The organism is Trichlorobacter thiogenes, from assembly GCF_900167465.1.
Taxonomy (GTDB): Bacteria; Desulfobacterota; Desulfuromonadia; order Geobacterales; family Pseudopelobacteraceae; genus Trichlorobacter; species Trichlorobacter thiogenes.
Genome location: NZ_FUWR01000021.1, coordinates 1 through 19144 on the forward strand (window position 1 = coordinate 1; position 19144 = coordinate 19144).

Annotated in this window: 15 protein-coding genes and 2 pseudogenes; 2 read left to right on the plus strand and 15 right to left on the minus strand. The window is 56.1% G+C overall.

What is annotated here, in order from left to right; translation table 11 throughout:
* The 5 genes and pseudogenes from B5D39_RS17240 to cysS all read right to left on the minus strand — a co-directional run.
* Positions 1-207, minus strand: a pseudogene (locus B5D39_RS17240) (ISL3 family transposase); the annotation flags it as partial.
* 138 nt (positions 208-345) lie between these two features.
* Positions 346-483: pseudogene (locus tag B5D39_RS14225) on the minus strand (nucleotidyltransferase family protein); the annotation flags it as partial.
* Positions 484-504: 21 nt separating this feature from the next.
* Positions 505-885, minus strand: coding sequence for a response regulator (locus tag B5D39_RS14230; protein WP_078791117.1), 381 nt, complete (start codon positions 883-885; stop codon positions 505-507).
* Positions 863-2524 (minus strand): sensor histidine kinase, encoded by a 1662-nt coding sequence (locus B5D39_RS14235; RefSeq protein WP_078791118.1) that lies wholly within the window; start codon positions 2522-2524, stop codon positions 863-865. Before B5D39_RS14235 ends, B5D39_RS14230 begins: the two co-directional genes overlap by 23 nt.
* Positions 2525-2606: 82 nt before the next feature.
* Complete coding sequence (gene cysS / locus B5D39_RS14240; protein WP_078791119.1) at positions 2607-4070, minus strand: cysteine--tRNA ligase; 1464 nt, start codon at positions 4068-4070, stop codon at positions 2607-2609.
* Positions 4071-4188: 118 nt separating this feature from the next.
* On the opposite strand from cysS, the gene B5D39_RS14245 reads away from it, so the two are divergent.
* Entirely contained in the window at positions 4189-4893 is a 705-nt protein-coding gene (locus B5D39_RS14245; protein ID WP_078791120.1) for a PilZ domain-containing protein, read from the plus strand.
* A gap of 7 nt (positions 4894-4900) precedes the next feature.
* Here the strand turns inward: B5D39_RS14245 and B5D39_RS14250 are convergent, their stop codons facing one another.
* The 3 genes from B5D39_RS14250 to radA all read right to left on the minus strand — a co-directional run bounded on the left by B5D39_RS14250 (position 4901) and on the right by radA (position 8131).
* Positions 4901-6310 (minus strand): sensor histidine kinase, encoded by a 1410-nt coding sequence (locus B5D39_RS14250; RefSeq protein WP_078791121.1) that lies wholly within the window; start codon positions 6308-6310, stop codon positions 4901-4903.
* A 36-nt stretch (positions 6311-6346) separates the two neighbouring features.
* The gene (gene dksA / locus B5D39_RS14255) at positions 6347-6703 is read right to left on the minus strand and encodes an RNA polymerase-binding protein DksA (protein WP_078791122.1); all 357 of its coding nucleotides are present in this window, start codon (positions 6701-6703) and stop codon (positions 6347-6349) included.
* Between the two features lie 75 nt (positions 6704-6778).
* The gene (gene radA, locus B5D39_RS14260; RefSeq protein ID WP_078791123.1) at positions 6779-8131 is read right to left on the minus strand and encodes a DNA repair protein RadA; all 1353 of its coding nucleotides are present in this window, start codon (positions 8129-8131) and stop codon (positions 6779-6781) included.
* A gap of 187 nt (positions 8132-8318) precedes the next feature.
* Between radA and B5D39_RS14265 the strand changes: the two genes are divergently transcribed.
* Positions 8319-9512 (plus strand): FprA family A-type flavoprotein, encoded by a 1194-nt coding sequence (locus B5D39_RS14265; protein WP_078791124.1) that lies wholly within the window; start codon positions 8319-8321, stop codon positions 9510-9512.
* A gap of 82 nt (positions 9513-9594) precedes the next feature.
* On the opposite strand, the gene B5D39_RS14270 is transcribed toward B5D39_RS14265, so the two are convergent.
* The 7 genes from B5D39_RS14270 to B5D39_RS14300 all read right to left on the minus strand — a co-directional run bounded on the left by B5D39_RS14270 (position 9595) and on the right by B5D39_RS14300 (position 19143).
* Positions 9595-10695 (minus strand): BACON domain-containing protein, encoded by a 1101-nt coding sequence (locus B5D39_RS14270; RefSeq protein ID WP_078791125.1) that lies wholly within the window; start codon positions 10693-10695, stop codon positions 9595-9597.
* A gap of 29 nt (positions 10696-10724) precedes the next feature.
* Positions 10725-12668, minus strand: a complete 1944-nt coding sequence (locus tag B5D39_RS14275; protein ID WP_161947515.1) for a tail fiber domain-containing protein — start codon at positions 12666-12668, stop codon at positions 10725-10727.
* Positions 12669-12856: 188 nt separating this feature from the next.
* Entirely contained in the window at positions 12857-13444 is a 588-nt protein-coding gene (locus tag B5D39_RS14280) for a UbiX family flavin prenyltransferase (protein ID WP_078791127.1), read from the minus strand.
* 3 nt (positions 13445-13447) lie between these two features.
* Entirely contained in the window at positions 13448-14314 is an 867-nt protein-coding gene (locus tag B5D39_RS14285) for a 4-hydroxybenzoate octaprenyltransferase (protein ID WP_078791128.1), read from the minus strand.
* Positions 14311-15702 carry a UbiD family decarboxylase gene (locus B5D39_RS14290; protein ID WP_078791129.1) on the minus strand — a complete coding sequence of 464 codons (1392 nt, stop codon included), beginning with the start codon at positions 15700-15702 and terminating at the stop codon, positions 14311-14313. The genes B5D39_RS14285 and B5D39_RS14290 overlap by 4 nt, the downstream gene beginning before the upstream one ends.
* A gap of 61 nt (positions 15703-15763) precedes the next feature.
* On the minus strand, positions 15764-17179 hold the full coding sequence (locus B5D39_RS14295) for an efflux transporter outer membrane subunit (protein ID WP_078791130.1): 1416 nt from the start codon (positions 17177-17179) through the stop codon (positions 15764-15766).
* 5 nt (positions 17180-17184) lie between these two features.
* Positions 17185-19143: a MacB family efflux pump subunit gene (locus tag B5D39_RS14300; RefSeq protein WP_078791131.1), complete on the minus strand. Its 1959-nt coding sequence runs from the start codon at positions 19141-19143 to the stop codon at positions 17185-17187.
* Between the last annotated feature and the right edge of the window lies 1 nt (position 19144).

Below are 19144 nucleotides of genomic sequence, written 5' to 3' on the forward strand. Positions count from 1 at the left end.
TAGCGGCACGAACTCAAACCGGCGCACAGGCAAGGTGTCATAGCCGGGACCAGGTTTGCCGCATCTGGAACAGACAGGCTGCCTGTTCTTGCGGGGGCGGATCTCAATGTCAAGGACCGTGCGCTGTCCCTTGTTTCGCTGGTGGACAGCGCCATACACAAAACCTTGATGCGGTTGAACGAAATTCAGTATAGACTTGAGCTGCATCCCGCTCTCCTTGTCTGTATTGGGTTTCTTGGTCGAAACACACAATGACAGATTTGTAGGCGGGATGCTCTATTTCGTTCACCAGGTAGCTGCTCAGACCATCTTCGGCAGGTCAGTTACCCATAAATTCTGCGGAAGAACCTCATGTTTTTTGAGCAGTTCAACGATATGCAGCATGATCGGCCGGTTAAAGAGCGGAATCATCGGTTTTGGCATACTGCTGGTGAGGGGTTGGATGCGGGTGCCGAAGCCGCCGGCCATGATGACTGCTTTCATGTTAAAATCTCCTTGTTGTGATTACATCCCAGCAGCGCGACGCTGTGACTTCTTGGCCAGCACCCGCTTGATCTCTTCCTTCAGCTCCGTCAGATCACCGGATTTGACCACATAACTGTCTGCCAGCCAGGCAGAAAAATCATCCTTGTAACAGGAAAAGGCCGAGCAGAGGATGACCGGCATATCATGGCGTTCCTTGACGATCTTCTGCAGCAGTTCAATGCCGCTTTCGTTCTTCAGCTTGATATCCAGCACGGCCAGATCAAAGCTCTGTTGTCCCAGCTTCTCAACTGCCTCGGCAATGTTTGCCGCAGTCTCAACGGTATAGCCTTCGTCAGCCAGTTCCTCGCTGTACAGCAGCCGGATATTGGCTTCGTCGTCAACTACCAGCAATCTGCTCATGGGGTTGCTCCTCCTTGCGGGTGGGAAGTTTAATGGTGTAGGTGACCCCCCCCTCTGGCGGTGCCACCACCACCAGGGGGATATTCTGTTTATCCAGCATGCTGCGGCTTAAGGCCATGTTCAGGCCTGATCCCATCTCACAGGTCTCCGTAAAGGGGGTCAACAGTGCCTCAAGCTCATCTTCTGACAGGGTTCGGTTACGATCCACAATCCGCACATCCACGTGGTCTCTCTCTGCCCTGGTGCTGATATCAATGAAGCCGTTATGCAGGCCGTCAATGGTGCTAAGCAGGATGTTACGGATGCAGTAGGTGGTCTGTTTGAAATCAATATAGACCGCTGGCAACTGCTCGCCAGCATGGAAGCGGCAGGTGTAGTCCTGGGCAACGGCACGTTCCTGCACATCACGCAGGGACGACTCCACCAGTTGGTTGGGGTCCCAGAAATCACAGGTGGGGAAGAGGGCATCGGAATAGGTCAGGATCTCTCCCAGCACCTCTTCCAGTTGGCGGGCCTCAGTTACAATGGATTCAATAAAGGTACGCTTGGGATCATTATCCGGGGTGTTTTTAAGGATGCTGCGGGCAAAACCGCCAATCACCATCAGAGGATTGCGGATGGAGTGGGCAATACTGGAGGTAATCCGCCCCACCAGGGCCATCTTTTCCATCCGAACCAGCTGTTCCTGCTGTTCCTGCAGCCGCAGGTTGGCCTGCCGCAGCTTATCCACCTCTTCCTGGACCCGTTCATACAGGGAGGCACGTTCAATGGCAAAGGCCACCGGAAAGGTAAAGGTCTCAATTGACCGCATATCCTGTTCTGTGATGGTTCGATGAGTGATGAAATTGTCGGCAATGATTGCCCCGACACGGCGGTTACGGGTGATTAACGGCAGAACCAGGAAGGTGTCCACCCCCAACAGGCGCGCAAAATCGATATCCAGATCCTGACGATGGAAGGCGTCAGTGACCAGGATCGGCTTTCGCTCTTCCAGGGCTCGGGAAATGATATGCTGTTCGTCATCCAGTGGAACAATCAGGCGTTCAAGGATGTCATGGAATTTGTTCCGTTCAGCGGTCAGTTTATCTTTTAAAAACAGCTGGGACAGCCCCTGCAGGTCCTGATCACCTGATTCAATCTCCTGCCAGGTCCGGCCCGCCTCTTCTGCAGAACGGGGGCCAATGGCAAGGTGCCCTTTCAGAATATGGCGTTCCTTGTCCGCCAGCAGCAGGAAGGCCCGGTTCATGCCGACCCCCTTGCCAGCGGTGATGGCGGTTAAGGCAACCGACAGCACCTCATCCAGATCAACCGAACTTTGTAAAACTGAGCCCAGTTCATGCAGGAAGCGGACTTCAAGGGTCTTGGTATCAAGGAAGTTGGCCAGGGACTGAATCTGGGTTTTCTGGCGGCGGTAATCAGCATGCAGGATGGAAAAAACAGGGGCCAACGGATGTCCGCTGTCACGGAACCGGACCATGTCTCGCTTGAAATTCTCGCATTCACAGCACTTTTCAAGGATACGACGACTACGGGACGAGAGGAGATCTTCATCTCCTTCGCCAATATTGGGGCAGTCCCCCATGGCAATGCTGTCACGGTCCCAGCAGCACTCCCAGTCTGTTATCGCGGCAATCTCCATTTAAGCTGGCTCCGGCACCAAGCATACCACGGGAATGTTCAGGGTCAAGCGACAGGGACGCAGTGTTTACGCCCCCGTAGCATTATTTTACTTTCCAGGTTGTCCCCTGTGGCGTATCCAACAGTTGGATATCCCGTGACAGCAGGTAGTCCCTGATTTCATCACTGCGTTTAAAGTTTTTGTTTTTTCTGGCTTCAGCCCGCTCAACAATCAATCCTTCAATCTCTTCCGGGCTGATCTCCAGGTGTTGTGCTTTTTCTGCCTCACGGGCGGCCAGCCAATCAGCCGGCTTGATTAAAAACAGGCCCAACACGGTACCGATCCTGGCAACAGTATCCCTAAGCAGTTCAAGATCAGCGCGGGACGCGCTGCTGGTGCCGCCACCTTCAGCCAACAGACGGTTCAGGGTGCGGATAACATCAAACAGAGTTCCCAAGGCCTGGGCGGTATTGAAGTCATCATCCATGGCCTCGTTAAAACGGGGCAGCAGGCCAGTAACCTTTTCAGTAAATTCTGCAGTAGAAGGCGCCACCGCTGTTTCAACAGCCGGCTTTTCCAATGCCAGATCCAACGCGGCCAAGGCCTCATAAATCCGGGAAAGACCGGTCTGGGCCTCCCGCAGGTTCTGGTCAGAATAATCCAGGGGAGAACGGTAGTGGGCCTGCAGGATGAAGAAACGCAAGGTCTCAGGGTCAAACAGTTCCAGTACCTCACGGATGGTAAAGAAGTTGCCCAGCGACTTGCTCATCTTCTCGCTGTTGATGTTCACAAAGCCGTTGTGCAGCCAGTAGTTGACAAAGCGGCAGCCATTGGCCCCTTCAGACTGGGCGATCTCGTTTTCATGGTGGGGGAAGACCAGGTCCTTACCGCCGCCATGGATATCAAAGGAAGGCCCGAGAAAACGCATGCTCATGGCAGAACATTCAATATGCCAGCCAGGACGCCCGATCCCCCAGGGGGATTGCCAGAACGGCTCTCCCGGCTTGGATCCCTTCCAGAGGGCAAAATCCATCGGGTTACGCTTGCGCTCATCCACATCAACCCTGGCTCCGGCCAGCATATCATCAAGGTTGCGACCGGAAAGCTTCAGGTAGGTAGGAAAGGTTTCCACGGCAAAATAGACATCACCATCAACGGCATAGGCGTGGCCATTGTCAATCAGCCGCTGAATAATGCTGATGATATCTTCAATATGGTCGGTTGCCTTGGGCTCAATGGTGGGCCGCAACATGCCCAGACGATCCATATCCTCATCAAAGGTGGCGATATAGCGATCAGCAATGGTGCGGTAATCAGTACCTTCCTGATTGGCGCGGTTGATAATTTTATCATCTATATCGGTGTAGTTACGGACATAGGTCACGTCATAGCCACTAAAGCGCAGATAGCGGTAAATCATGTCAAAGACAATGCCGGCCCGGGCATGGCCGATATGGCAAAAATCATAGACCGTCACACCGCAGACATACATGCCAACCTTGCCTGCAACACGGGGGATAAAGGGTTCTTTCTCACCGGTAAGGGTGTTGTAAAGACGTAACGCCATAAAAGCTCCAGACAGGCTGATTTTTTTGATACTTTGTCACGATTTCAGGCCGAAGGCAAGAGGTCAGCTCTTGCAGGCTACTACTGCTGAGTGCTACAGTAGCGGCCAGGGGGATGGCATGGAGAAAATGCAGTATGAAGATCAGCTACGACTGCTTGAGCGGGGTGAACCGGGAGAAATTCTCGATCTCCTGTTAAAGCTCTCCCAGAAGCGTCCCCATGATCTGCTATTCTTTAATTATTACAAAGAAGTGCCCATTTCATCGGCGGCCGAGGTGCTCTATCTCTTTGGCGACACCCTGATCTGCCGCTCCAATCCAACCCAGACCCGCGCCTTGAAGGCCAGCCGCTACACGATTATACGTTCTCCAAAGCTTGAACACGATGTGTATGCCAGTGCAACCTATGACGCAGCGACCGACGAAATTATCCTGTCTGAATTTTCCTATGTTGAATTACTACCTGATCGTCGTAATACCCTGCGGGTAAAAATTGGCGGGCTGTTTCAGGTGCCGGTTGAGGCAGGCACCACCACCTTTACCGCCAAGCTGAAAGATCTTTCCCTGGGCGGCTGCGCCCTGGAGGTCCCAGAAAAAGCGCTGCTGGGAAATTTTACCTACTTCCATCTTAATCTTTCATTTACTTTACAGGGGCAGTCAACACCCCAAAAGCTGCGGGTTATGGCCCGCCTGCTCCGTTTTGAAAGCGACGCTCAACCCTGCCGTTGCATCATGCTCTTTGAGCATGATCGTCGCAGCGAAGATCTGATCGGCAGGTATATTGCCCAGCGTCAGGCTGAGATCATTCGGGAACTGAAGGATTAAGCGGAAGCTACACGCGGGAGGCCAGCGGAAGAATCACCCGGAACTCGGCTCCTGCGGCAACATTGTTGACCTTTAGAACACCATCGTGGTTCTGGATGATCCGGTTGACAATGGCCAGTCCAAGTCCGGTGCCATGACGTTTGGTGGTGAAAAACGGGGTGAAAATTTTAGTGATGACATCCTCCGGGATGCCACCGCCGCTATCAGAAAACGATACAATAGCGCAGGTTTTCCCTCTCTCTTCTGCAGTCGAAAGCACGACGTCCAGCGAACCATCCTTGCCTACCGCTTCCTGAGCATTCACAATCAGGTTGATACAGACCTGCTTCAGTTGACTGCTATCTCCCAGAACAATACAGGGGCCTGAAGGTATAACAGACTTCAGCCTGATATTACGTTCTTCCAGTGCAAGGGCATAATCAGCCAGGCAGCTCCTGACGATCTCTGCCAGATCGCACTCCTGATAACAGATGGTGGGCTTGCGTGAAAAAGTCAGGATGTCACCCAGAAGCCGTTCAAGTCGATGTGATTCACTGATAATGGTGTCCAGGCAGTGACGTTGAGATGTGTTTTCCGGCAGCATACGACCCAGGCGGGCTGCAAAGCCACCAATGGTGATTAAGGGGGTCTTCAGCTCGTGTGAGATGGATGCCGCCATCTCGCCGATGGCGGCCAGGTGCGCACCGTGGATCAGGCGTTGCCGGGCATCACGCAGCTCGGCATGGGCTTCTTCAATATCGCGATAGAGCCGGGTGTTTTCAATGGCCATGCCGGCCTGATTGGCAAACAGCTGCAGTATCTGGAGCTGCTGGTCGGTAATCGGTTGGTTCTTGAACGGGTTATCAACGATTATGATGCCAACCAGATTGTTACGGGTGACCAAGGGGACTGCAGCAAAGGAGTTGATACCAAAGCGGGAGATAAAATCACATTTCTGGCATTTTACGCATTGGGCATCCTCAACCCGGTAGAGGCGACGTTCATCAACAACATGGGAGACAATCTGACACCCTTCCGCCAGGTCAATCCGGGTTTCCCTGACCGTTGTGCAAAAATCAGACTGGCGTTGGCTGGCCATGGCCTCTTCATCAAGATCCCAGTAACCGCTCAGTGGATTGGAGGGATCAGCGTCCACCAGCTGTAATCCATCGGTGCTTTTGCGACAGATGCCCAGCATCCCCTGCAGAGTGTTGGTTTTCTGGTTATAGAGAAACAACATGGCTCGACAGAACAGGCTGTTTTCTTCGCAGACCAGGGTGGAAAGGATAAGATGGAGCAGCTTGTTAAGCTGCATGGTGGAAAGCAGGGTGGTGCTGAATAAATAGAAAAGCTGAAGATCCTTCTGTGCTTGAAGGCCTTTAGAAACTGTTGCTGGGGATTCTTTCGTAGTGGTGTCTGGCATGCGAATCCTGCGCATAAGTGCGGTGTAAAAACAGACCCTGTTAGGACTGACCTAGTGACGTTTTTCCTTTTCTTCTGCCTCAATCTTACAATCAATGCACTGGGTAGTTACCGGTCGGGCCTTCAGGCGGGCCTCACTAATGTCGGCACCACAGTCTTCACAAATGCCGTAGGTCCCATCATCAATCCGCTCCAAGGCTTCCCTTACTTTGTTGGCCAGCTTCCGTTCACGGTCACGAATCCGCAGCTCAAAGGTGCGGTCAGATTCCTGGGTGGCACGGTCGGTGGGATCAGGAAAATGGGAGGCTTCATCCCCCATCTCATGTACTGTTCTATCTGCTTCTGACAGCAGCGCCTTCATCTCTTCCTGGAGCAGCTGACGAAATTGTTCAAGTTTCTCGGCGTCCATGAGTCTCCTCACATACAACGGCTATAATTGATCAATATTAAGAGCATTGGATGCCCAAGTCCAGTAAAAAGTATGTTACAGCAGGAACTGTAACACGTCCTGAACAGAAGCGACACCGTTCAGCTCCAGACCAGCATCAGAGAGTCGCCGAAGGTTCCCGGCAGGCAGGATGCACTGCTTGAAACCGAGTTTTGTGGCCTCACCCAGCCTCGGTTCCGGCTGATTAACGGCCCGCACCTCACCGGCCAGGCCGACTTCGCCAAACACCACGGCATCGGCGGCAACCGGGCGATCAAGGTGACTTGAGGCCACTGCCAGCAGCATGGCCAGATCCGCAGCAGGTTCATTCAGACGGGCACCACCAGCCACATTCAGGAAGATATCCTGCCCCCCCAGATGCAGCCCGGCCTTTTTCTCCAACACCGCCACCAGCAGTGCCAGGCGGTTGCTGTCAACCCCGATGGTGGTCCGTCGGGGGGTGCCGTAGGCGCTGGGGGTCACCAGGGCCTGGATCTCCACCAGCAGGGTGCGGCTCCCTTCCAATGAGGCGGTTACCACTGAGCCGGGTGCGTCAAGGGGCCGCTCAGACAGGAACAGTTCTGATGGATTGGCCACCTCGGCCAGACCACCGGATTTCATCTCAAAGACACCGATCTCGTTGGTGGAGCCAAAGCGGTTCTTGACTGCCCGTAGAATCCGGTAGGGGTGGCCGCGGTCACCCTCAAAATAGAGCACGGTATCCACCATATGTTCCAGCACCCGCGGTCCGGCAATGGCGCCATCCTTGGTGACATGACCCACAATAAAGATCGGGATGCCGCTGCCCTTGGCCAATAGCATCAACCGACCAGCCGACTCCCGTACCTGACTGACCGAACCGGGTGCAGACTCCAAGGCCTGGGTCCAGACAGTCTGGATCGAGTCCACCACCACCGCCCGTGGCTTGAGCTTCTCCACCTGGGCCACGATCTCTTCCAGCCCATTCTCTGCCAACACCAGCAGTTGGCGACCACTTACCCCCAGCCGTTCTCCCCGCAGTCTGGTCTGGGCGGCCGATTCCTCACCGGACACATACAACACCGCACCATCGGCTGCCAGATGGTGCATGGCCTGCAGCAGCAGGGTTGATTTGCCGATGCCGGGGTCACCGCCGATCAGCACCAGTGAACCGGGCACCAACCCGCCCCCCAGCACCCGATCAAGCTCGCCAATGCCGCAGCCCAGTCGCACTTCCGCCTGAGGGGGTACTTCACCGATTGGTATGGCAACGCTCTTGGTCAGCGTAGGACGTCCACTGCGGGCAGCGGCAGCTGTGGGCTGCTGCTCTTCCACCATACTGTTCCATGCCCCGCAGTCTGGGCATTTACCCAGCCATTTGGGTGACTGGGAACCACATTGGCTGCAACTGAAAACGGTTTTTTGACGCACGTCATTACCTCCGGCGGCACGATCACTGCATATTCAACAGCAGCATCGGCACTCTAACAGAGCCGTTCAGCCCCTACAACCGCTGAATTGCAGCTTGTATACACAAATCCGGTTTGGTATACTTTGCGGCCTTAAAAGAGACAGATGACTAATTAGTAGACATATGGATTAAAAGGAGAATCAGATCATGATCGGCACTATTGAAATAAAAACCGGCATTCACTGGCTGGGAGCACAACATCCTGAACTGCGGGTCTTTGACGACCTTTTCCCCACTGAACATGGCACCACCTACAACAGCTATCTGGTGCAGGGCACTGAAAAAATCGCCATTATTGACACGGTCAAGATCAAGTTTGTTGACCAGTTCATGGACAAGCTTAAATCTCTGGTTGACCCGGCCAAGGTGGATTACATCATCGTCAACCATGCCGAGCCGGACCACTCCGGCTCACTCTCCTTTCTACTGGAACACTGCCCCAATGCAACCGTGGTCTCAACCCAGGCTGCCAAAAACTTTGTGGGCAACATGATCCACAAGCCGTTCCAATCAAAGACCGTTAAGGACGGCGAGACCATTGATCTGGGCGGCCGCACCCTGCGCTTTATCATGGCGCCCTTCCTGCACTGGCCCGATACCATGTTCACCCGGCTGGAAGAAGAAAACATACTTTTTACCTGTGATGGCTTTGGGGCCCACTACTGCAACACCCGCAGCATCTTTAACGACGAGATCGAAGACTTTACCTCGGCCCGTGAATTCTATTTTGACTGCCTGATGCGCCCCTTCAAGGACAAGGTGCTGGCTGCGGTTGAAAAGATCCGCCATGATGTGATCGACATGATCTGCCCCAGCCATGGCCCGATTATCCGCAAAGACCCCTGGCGGGTAATTGAGCAGTATGAGAACTGGAGCAAGCCCAAATCATTTGGTAAAAAGGTGCTGGTGTTCTACATCTCCCCCCATGGCAGCACCGAAAAGATGGCCCAGGCCCTGGTTGCTGGGGCTACGCGGGACGGGATCGAGGTGGACAGCCATCATATTGTCGGCCTGAGCGATAATGAACTGCGTGATCTGATGGAAGAGGCTGATGCCCTGGTCTTCGGCGTGCCCACCATCAACCGCGATGTGCCCAAACCGATGTGGGACGTACTGGCCTACCTGAGCACCATCAAACTCAAGACCAACCTGGCAGCGGTCTTTGGCAGCTACGGCTGGAGCGGCGAGGCCTGCAAGATGGTGGAGGAACGCCTGAAAGGGATGGGGTTCAAACTGGTGGCTGACCCGCTGCGGGCCGTCTTTACGCCAACGGCTGATCTGCTTGAGCAATGCAAGGCCTTAGGTGCCGCGGTATCTGAGGCGGTGGCCCAGAAGAACTAGTCGATTAGCAACGGCTACAAACTGAAGACGACGAGGCGGGCACGATGTCCGCCTCGTTTTCATTTTGCCGGGCAGCTCCCGCTCATTTGATAATCAGCCGGTCAATTGTCAGACTTCCCGTCCCAACGGTTAACGTACCGCTCAACGTTGAAAACTGTCCCACCAAAGGAAGGTAGTAGGCATCCAGCCCCCCCAGCAGAGTAATCTTCTTGCCTGCATTCAATAGCAGATTCTCAGCAGGGAAAACCACCGCCCGGGCCTTGATGGTGTCCGTTGCAGCAGCGGCGCCGTAGGCCAGCATCAGGGATTCAAAGCCGCTACCGAGGTTGATGGTTGCCATCGCCGCATAGGGGAAGGTGATAGCCGTATCGACCAGTGGGCTGTTTACCCCTACCGCACAGTTCTGATTGCTGGCGCAACCGGCGGCACTCCAGCTACCCCACTGCGTATTGCTGTCAGGGGTTTGCGTGAGGGTGACCGAACTCCCCGGCGTAAACTCGGCGCTACAGATCACATCGTCGATCCCACCGTTGCGAGCGCAACTTAGACGACTGTCCGGCACCGTGCTGGTCACCGTACCGCCGCCCTTTTTCGAGGTGGCCAGCTTGAGTGTAATCCGCAGGGTGTAGAGTCCGGGTGTGCTGACGGCCAGATCCAGCTGCACCAGCATGGTCTGGCTGATCCCCGCTCCGCTGATGGTCAGACTGTTTTGGTAGGTACCGAGTGACAGGCCGGTGGCATTGGCCGTCACCGTCACCGTGCCGCTATTGCTGCCGCTGGCTGGCGTAAGGGTGAAGATCGTGTCAGGCGTATTTTTAACCACCGTCCAGGCCAGGGTACTGCCTCCACTGTTGCTAATGCCGAGCGACTGATCAGCACTGGCATTGGCAGCGAGGGTAAAGGTCAGGGTTCCCGGCGTGGCAGCAATCACCGGGTAGAGCAGCTTCCAGCCCCCCAGCACCGGCAGAAAGCCATGCTCGGCCGAGTACAGGGAGCTGCCTGAGCTGCCGACCACCCCCACTTGGCCGATGATCCCCTGATTGCTGTACTGTGTCGACGTGGTTAGACCGCCGCCGGCTGAGAAGGTGGCAGCAGGTTGACTGTAGACCGCCTCTGCCAGGCAGGGCAGCGCCAGCGTCAACAGTATAACGCGCAGCAGCGCTACGAAGGCTTGTATGCGCATAACCCCTCCCGGATAACGCTATACCAGCGTTATTTCGCTTCCAGAGCTGACAACCGTTGCTGTAGCGCGTCAAATTTACGGTCAAGATCCTGTAGCCGGACGGCCTGGGCCTTGTTCACCTCGATCAGGAAGGCAACCAGCTTGGGATAGTCCAGCGATTTGTAGCCCTCTTGGTCGGTATGCACAATCTCCGGGAAGACCGCTTCAACCTCCTGGGCGATCATGCCGATGTCCCGCCCTCCTCCGGCACTGGCGCCCCTGGGGTTTGAACTGTCCCAGGTGAAGGCAACCCCCCGCAGCCTGGCAAGTGCTTGCTGCAGATCCAGCGTATCCGCAAGGTTCACCACATCCTTCTTCAGGCGGGCATCGGAACTGCAGGTTGAAATGCTGTTGTTGAAATCGAGACAGGCGGACGTCGCCCCTGAGGACAATTTTTTAAAACGGGTGTAATCAGAGAAGTCAACGCCACTGCTGCCCCACTGCATCATGACCTTCTGGCCCCCGTTGGTGATACCGAGGGCCCCGCCTGACCAGCCGTAGAGCACCGGACCATCAATATTGACGGTTGCGAACGCCTTGTCGGTTCCGTACCAGCCCAGGCCGTGGTTGATGTCGCCCCGCAGGTACAGGTCGTTATCGTTGATCCGGGCCGTGCCCCTGACATCCAGGGTGGCGGTCGGTGTCTCCGTGCCGATGCCGACCTTGACAGCAAGCAGGCCGGTGCCGCCCAGCACCAGGCTGTTGCTCTGACTGACCTTGGCGTTGTAGCCGATGGCAGTGGCGTTATGAAGCTGAGTTGCCGTGCCAATATCTGATTCGGCACCAATGAAGGTGTTGTTCCAGCCGGTGATGTTGGCGTAACCGGCCTGGGAACCGAGCGCGGTATTGTAATTGCCTTCACCGACAGAGGTTGGCTGATTTGAAAACAAGGATTCATTACCAACCGCCGTGTTTCCAGATCCCGAGGTTTGACTCGTCAAGGCATGATAACCAAAGGCAGAGTTTCTAGAGCCGGTCTGGTTGCCATAAAGTGCAGCATAGCCACTGGCCGTGTTATAAAAACCCGTTGTGTTAGTAAAAAGTGCTACTGATCCGGTAGCGGTGTTGCGCTCACCGGTAGTGTTTTCATACAGTGCACTTAACCCTTGGGCCGTGTTGTCAGAACCGGAGGTTGTTCTATAGAGTGCACTGGCCCCAAAGGCGCTGTTGTAGTTTCCGGTGGTGTTACTATACAGCGCATACCGCCCGAAGGCACTGTTGTTCAGGCCGGTAGTGTTGGCATGCAGCGCATCGAATCCCACACCGGTACTACTACTACCGGTGGTGGTCAGATTTCCGGCCCGCTCCCCTGCAAAAAAATTATAGTCTCCGGTGGTATGCAGCAGCGTGTATGCGCCGGCCTTGATCAGCCCCAGTTCAGGCAGGTTCAGGGCACCACCGATGGTCAGTTCGCCAACCGGGCTGAGCTTCGCTACGGCGGTACCGGTACTGTTCTGCCACTGCTGCAGATCGGCGGTCTGGCTATCAACCCCCTTGACGATCAGCCCGACATTGGTGGTGGCGCCGGTCAGCAGGGTCTGGGTACCGGCATCGACACTGGCCGCCTTACGGGCATAGGGCACACTGGTCAGTGGCTGGCGGGGGGTCATCTCCGGGTCAGCCCCCACGGTGACTCCCAGGTAGTACTGGCTGTCAAAGGCCAGTGTCAGCGGGGTCACGCTCCCCAGGATTACCTGGTAGATGCCGTTGCTGGGCGTGACGGACGGCTGGGTCTCGGTCCACAGTGCGCTGCCGCCGCTTGCCACGCTGTACAGACGAAAGGTAATGGAGACCGGCGTGGAAACCGGTGTGCCGTCACCGTTTTTCAGATAACCCTGGTAGCTAAGGGTGGCAGGTACCGTGGCGCTGGCAAAGGTTGAAAAAATCAGCGCAGCAAATAGTGTTGGCAGAACCATCCGCAGAGACGATTTCATGTCGATTCCCTTCTGAACGCTCATTGGTGACACATACACAAGCTGTATCACCAATTCAGACATTTACAAGGGATGTAAACATTATTTGAAGGCACGGAACCTGGCGGGATTATTAAGTAGAGGGCAGCAGTGGCGGATTTCAGACCATCCACGCATGCCACCACCTTTCGTGGGGTGCAACGACGACCTCAGTCCGCTGTTCCCCAGCGTTTAAACAGCTGATGCTCCACACCCAGCTGATCCAACATCTTCCCCACAACAAAATCCACTAGCTGATCAATCGTTTCCGGCTTTTGATAAAAACCGGGCATGGCCGGAATAATCCGCGCCCCGCAGCGGGATAGCTTCAGCAGGTTTTCCAGATGGATGGTTGAAAACGGCGTCTCCCGTGGCAGCAGCAATAAGGGCCGATGTTCCTTCAGCATCACATCCGCTGCCCGTTCGATCAGATTGCCGGAGATACCGGCGCTAATCCGCCCTACGGTGCCCATGCTGCAAGGGGCGATCACCATGGCCTCCGGCGCAGCTGAACCGCTGGCCTCTGGAGCCCAGAGGTCGGTGGCAGCCCGGATGGTCAAGTTGGCCTCCGGCAGCCCCCAGCGTTGCTTCAGCGTCTCCGCGTCAGTCAACTCAATGCCGGTCTCATAACGACAGACCTCCAGCCCACTCTCGCTGGCCACCAGAGTTAACTGATGCCCAGCCCGCAACAGCTCTTCCAGCAGCCGTAGGCCATAGATGCTGCCTGATGCACCGGTTATGGCAAGCAGAATCTTCATCTGTCATCTCCCCAGAAAGACATCCGCTGCCGTGGCAGCCAGAAAGGTCAGACTGATGTAGCCGTTCATGGTGAAGAAGGCGGCATCCAGTTTGGTCAGGTCACCTCCCCGCAGCAGCCAATGTTCGTACAGCAGCATGGCAGCCATTGCCCCGCTGCCCACCCAGAACCAGACCCCAAGCCCCAACAGAACAATCAGCCAGACCAGCAGCCCAACCGTGATCAGATGGAACAGCCGTGAAAGCCAGAGAGAACCATTGACCCCCAACGCCACCGGGATAGAGTGCAGGCCGACAGAGCGGTCATACTCCAGATCCTGCAGGGCATAGAGCATGTCAAAGGCCGATACCCAGAACAGTACGATCAGGCCCAGCACAATGGCAGGCAGCTCGATTTTGCCGGTGAGTGCCACCCAGGCCCCGATCGGCGCAGCTGCCAGGCAGATCCCCAGTACAATATGGGCCAGAGCAGTAAACCGTTTGCAGTAGGAGTAGAGCACCAGAAACCCCAGGGCGATGGGGGAGAGCTTGAGACACAACGGGTTCAGCATGGCAGCGGACCAGAGCAGCAGCCCCACGGACAGGACGATGGCACCGAACACCGCCCCTTTGGAAAGTAGCCCGGCAGGAATGGCACGGCTGGCAGTGCGGGGATTTTTGGCATCAATATCAGCATCAATCAGCCGGTTCATGGCCATGGCTGCGGTGCGGGCACCCACCATGGCCAGTATGATGAACAGCAGTTGCCTGCCGCTGGGCAGGCCGCGGATCGCCAGCAGGGCACCGGACAGGGCAAAGGGCAGGGCAAAGATGGTGTGGGAAAATTTGATCATCTCCATGAAGATGGTGATTTTTTGCAGAACAGCGGTCATGGCAGACCATACTCCTTCCAACGTTGTGTCATCAGCTGGCTGGTTGCTGGATCAGGCAGCAGCGCCTCAACCGAGCGCCGGGTGGCATCAACTGCCAGACGACCGCCAGCCTCATCGTGTATCAGGTCATCCAGCCAATCGGTTTCATTAACGGTTCGCCAGGCCACTTGTAGTAAATCATGGGGGGCAATGGCGCTATCCACCATGATCAGCAGGTGGGCCTTGCGGAACCAGGGCAGTTGCCAGAGGGCCTGAACAGTTTTTCGTACCATGTGGGGCAACGGGTTTTCAAGGGAAATGACCGCACTGCTGCGGAAGACCCAGGGCAGCGGCATCCTGATATCCCGCACACCCGGCACCAGTCTGGGCAACAGCGCTGCCAGCAGCCGCTCCCAGCCCAGCATCATCCAGCAATCTTCCTGGGGCGGCGGACCAACCACCGTGGCTGGAATAATCGGGTTATGGCGCCGGGTGATCCGGGTAATGGTCACACGGGCTGCCGGACCGGCCGGATCATACTGGCCGGTATGATTGCCAAAGGGGCCCTCCACCAACGGGAGATCTGGTTCAGCAAAGCCTTCAATAACCAGCTCTGCCTCAGCCGGAACCTGCAGCGGACCGTGGGGGCAATCAACAACCGGAATCGACGTCCCTCGCAACCAGCCGCCAAAAGCCAGTTCATCCAGCCCCTGTGGCAGGGGCCAGGCAGAGGCTAGAGTCAGGCTCGGCGGCCCGCCCAGCACAATCGCCACCGGCATCCGGTTACCCTGCTGGATAAACTGCTGATGATGCTTCGCCGCGCCGCTGCCATGACGCCAGCGGATCGCCAGGGTATGGGGGTCATGGATCTGGCAACGGTAGATGCCGCAGTTGAGGTCACGGCCATCCGGCGCTGTGGTGATCACCTGCCCCAGGGTCAGGTAACGTCCGGTTCCGGCAGCTGAGCCGTCATCAGGCCAGTTGTGCAGAAACGGGAACTGGAGCAGGTCTGCCCCTGGTACCAGCTCTTCACGGCAAGGGCCATCAGCTACTGCTACCGGCTTGCAGCAGGCCAGATCAGGATGCCCGGCCAGTAGAGCGCCAAGATCAGTCAATCCCTGTACAGGAAGGGCTTGCAGTATCGTATCAAAGGAGGCGGTCAGGTCTTCCAGACTGTCCAGCCCCAGTGCCAGCCGCATCCTGCCTTGTGAGCCGAACAGGTTGGTGGCCACCGGAAAAGGATACTGGTCCGGCTGCTGAAACAGCAAGGCCGGCCCCCCTTTAGGATAGCTGCTGACCCTGCGGGTAATGGCAGCAATCTCCAGACGGGTTGCCACCGGTGCGCTGACCTGGTGCAGATCATGCTGGTGTTCGAGGCGTTCTATAAAATCATGCAGGGATGAGAGCATGGGGTGCCGCTCCTCAGATGGCTGTCAGGGTCAGAAGAGGATAGGAGCTTTGAGGGGATTGTCAACCATGTTTCGCAGGGTTACTCCTTTCCGTCATACCTCCCCCAAGGGCCTGATGGAGTGTCATGCGGGCCTTGAGGCGGTTCAAACGGTTTTCCAGAAGTTGTATCTCGGCGGTTCTGCTGCGTTCCTGTTCATCCAGCCAGGCCTGCACCCCGGTTGCCCCGGCCTGATAGCGGACCGCAGCCCGCTGTTCTGCCTGTTGCGCCAGTTGCAGTGCCCGCTCCAGATGCTTCCCCTGTTCCTGATAGCTGCGCACCGCAGCGAGACTGTTTTCCACATCACCAAGCGCCGTGTAGAGGGTCTGTCTGAAATTGACCACCGCCTCTTCGTAGCTGGTCTGTGAAACAGCAACCGTCAGTTTGGCTGTGTTCCACTGCAGAAACGGCAAGGTCAGTCCGGCACCCAGGGTGGCAATGGGATTCTTCAGGACCTGTTCCAGACTGATACTGCTGCTGCCCAGGTTGCCGGTCAGGGTAAAGGTGGGATAGAAGCTGGCCCGGCTGGCATCCACATTGGCAAGGTATTCCCGCAGCCGCAGCTCTGCTGCCCGCAGGTCAGGCCGTCTGGCCAGCAGTTCAACTGGCAACCCGGCTTTGATGGCGGGTAGAGCCGCATCCGGCAGGCGTTGTTGTTCTGCCAGATGCTGCTGCGGGGCCTGATCAAACAGAAGTGCCAGGGTATTGCGTGCCTCAATCCGTTGTTGCTGCAACTGAACCAGGGTGGCCTGCTGGGAGGCAACGGTCTGTTCTGCCTGAACCAGATCAATACCGGATACAGCACCGGACTGATACTTGATCTGTACCAGTTGCACCGTCTTTTCAGCAGCAGCAATACTTGCTTCAGCCAGACTGATCCGCTGGTTCAGCCAGGCAATCTGCCAGTAGGCGGTTGCAACGGTGCCGATCAGGCTCAGGGCTGTGCTGCGACGATCCTGCTCAGTTGCCTCTGCCTCCCAGCGGGCTGCATCACGGATACTGGCCAGCCTGCCCCACAGATCAAGCTCATAGCTAAGCTGACCGGTAACGGCGTGACTCTGTGTTGTAGTTTTGCTGGTCAGGTCCTGGCTGAGGCTGCTGGTGGCCCCTGCATTCAGGGATGGGGTCAGGTTGGTGTTGGCCAGACCGGCTTGTAGCTGTGCCCGCCTGACCTTGATGGCTGCCACCACCAGATTGTTGTTACTGCGCAGGGCCCGCTCAATCAGCTGATCAAGCAGCGGATCATTAAAACTCTTCCACCAGCCATCTCCAGCAACAATGCTGGCGCCATCCACTGTCTGGTGCTGCTGCCACCCTGCAGGCAGTGTCATCTGCGGCTGGGCAAACTCGGAACGGGGCAACAGACTGCAGCTGCTGAGCAGCAGCATCATGCAGAACGCCAGGGCTAACCTGATCAGATGAAAAAACAGACGGGGCATGGCAGTTACTCCCTGGCAAGCGCTTCGATCGGGTCCAGTCGGGCAGCATTGCGGGCCGGCAGGAAGCCGAAGATGACACCGATCATGGTTGAACAGAAGAATGCAAAAACAATCGACATAAGAGAAAACTGCATGGCGAAGCTGGTCACGAACAGGGAGAACACCTTGCCGACTCCCCAGGAGCAGATAATGCCGATCATCCCTCCCAACAGGCAAACCAGAACCGACTCAATCAGGAACTGCTGCATGATATCCTCCTGACGCGCTCCAACCGCCATCCTGATGCCGATCTCGTGGGTACGCTCGGTAACCGAGACCAGCATGATGTTCATAACGCCGATGCCACCAACAACAAGCGATATGACGGCAATGGCTGAAATCATCAGCTTCAAAGTGGTGGTGGTTTTGTTGATGGTCTTCATGATGCTGTCACTGCTGTTGGTGTAGAAATCCTTGCGGCCATGGCGCTGGGTGATCAACTTCGTGATACTCTGTTCTGCCACCTGATTGGAGATGCCGTCCTTGACCCGGACCGTAATGGAGCTGAAATACTGCTGCCCCAAAAGTCGATTCATGGCGGCTGTGTAGGGTATCCAGACCTCAAGATTCGAGCTGTTCCCCATAGGGCCGTCCTTTTCCTTGCTTACGCCAATGACCCGGCAGGGCAGTGAGCCCACAAAGAGAACCTTGCCGATGGCGTCTTCGTTGCTGAAGAACTTTTTACGACTGTTCTGGTCAATCACCACTACCTGCGCCTGCTGCTTCACGTCATCGCCAGTAAAGGAAATGCCATCTGCAATCTCATACCCCTTGACCCGGAAGTACTGCTCGCTCACACCATTTACCGATGCCGTGGCGGTAAGATTGCGATAGCGCAGCAGTTGACTGCCGCCGGTTGCCGGTGATGCGCTGTCAACATATACCTGTGCCTTTAACGCTTCCAGATCAGGTTGCATCAGGGTCTGGATACTGGCAGCATCCTCGTCTCCCCAATCCTTGCCGGGGTTCACATCAATAACATTCGTTCCCATGGCACTGATGTCTTTTATAACCTTCTGTTGTGCCCCCTGCCCCAGCGCCACCACCGAAACAACCGAGGTAATGCCGATGATGATTCCCAGCATGGTCAACAGGGTCCGCATACGGTGCGACAGCATGGCGATCAGCGCCATTTTGAAGGCTTCGGCAAATCGTCCCCAGTTGGCCTGGAGAAGATTAGCCGACTGTGCGGCTGGAACCTTTGTTGGCAATTGAGCTGGTGCTGTCGTCTGCCGTTCTGGATTGGCCTGGTCGCGGATAATCACACCATCGCTGATCTCAATGATCCGTTCGGCATTGGCGGCCACCTGCTGGTCGTGGGTGACCAGGATTATGGTATGCCCGTTGCCATGCAGTTCATGCAGCACCGCCATCATTTCTTCGCCACTTTTACTGTCCAGTGCGCCGGTTGGTTCATCAGCCAGAATGACGTCACCGCCATTCATCAATGCTCGGGCAATACTGACCCGCTGCTGCTGGCCGCCGGAAAGCTGGTTGGGGCGATGATCAGCCCGGTCACCAAGGCCAAGACGTTCAAGGAGTTGTCTGGCACGTTCCTGCCGGGTCTGCTTGTTAACGCCGGCATAGATCGCAGGGATCTCGGCATTCTGGGTGGCTGTCAGGTGGGGCAGCAAGTGGTAGCGCTGGAAGATAAACCCGAAGTAATCGCGCCGAAGGCTCGCCAATTCATCATCTGACAGACTGCTGGTCTCACGCCCGTCAATCAGGTAGCTTCCCTCGCTGGGGCGGTCCAGGCAACCAAGGATATTCATTAACGTGGATTTCCCTGATCCTGATGCGCCAACAATAGCGACCATCTCTCCGGCGTTGATGGTCAGATCAATCCCCTTGAGAACTTCGACCTGCTGATCCCCGGTAGAGAAACGACGCACTAAGGCGTGTATTTCAAGGAGTGCTTTCCCCATA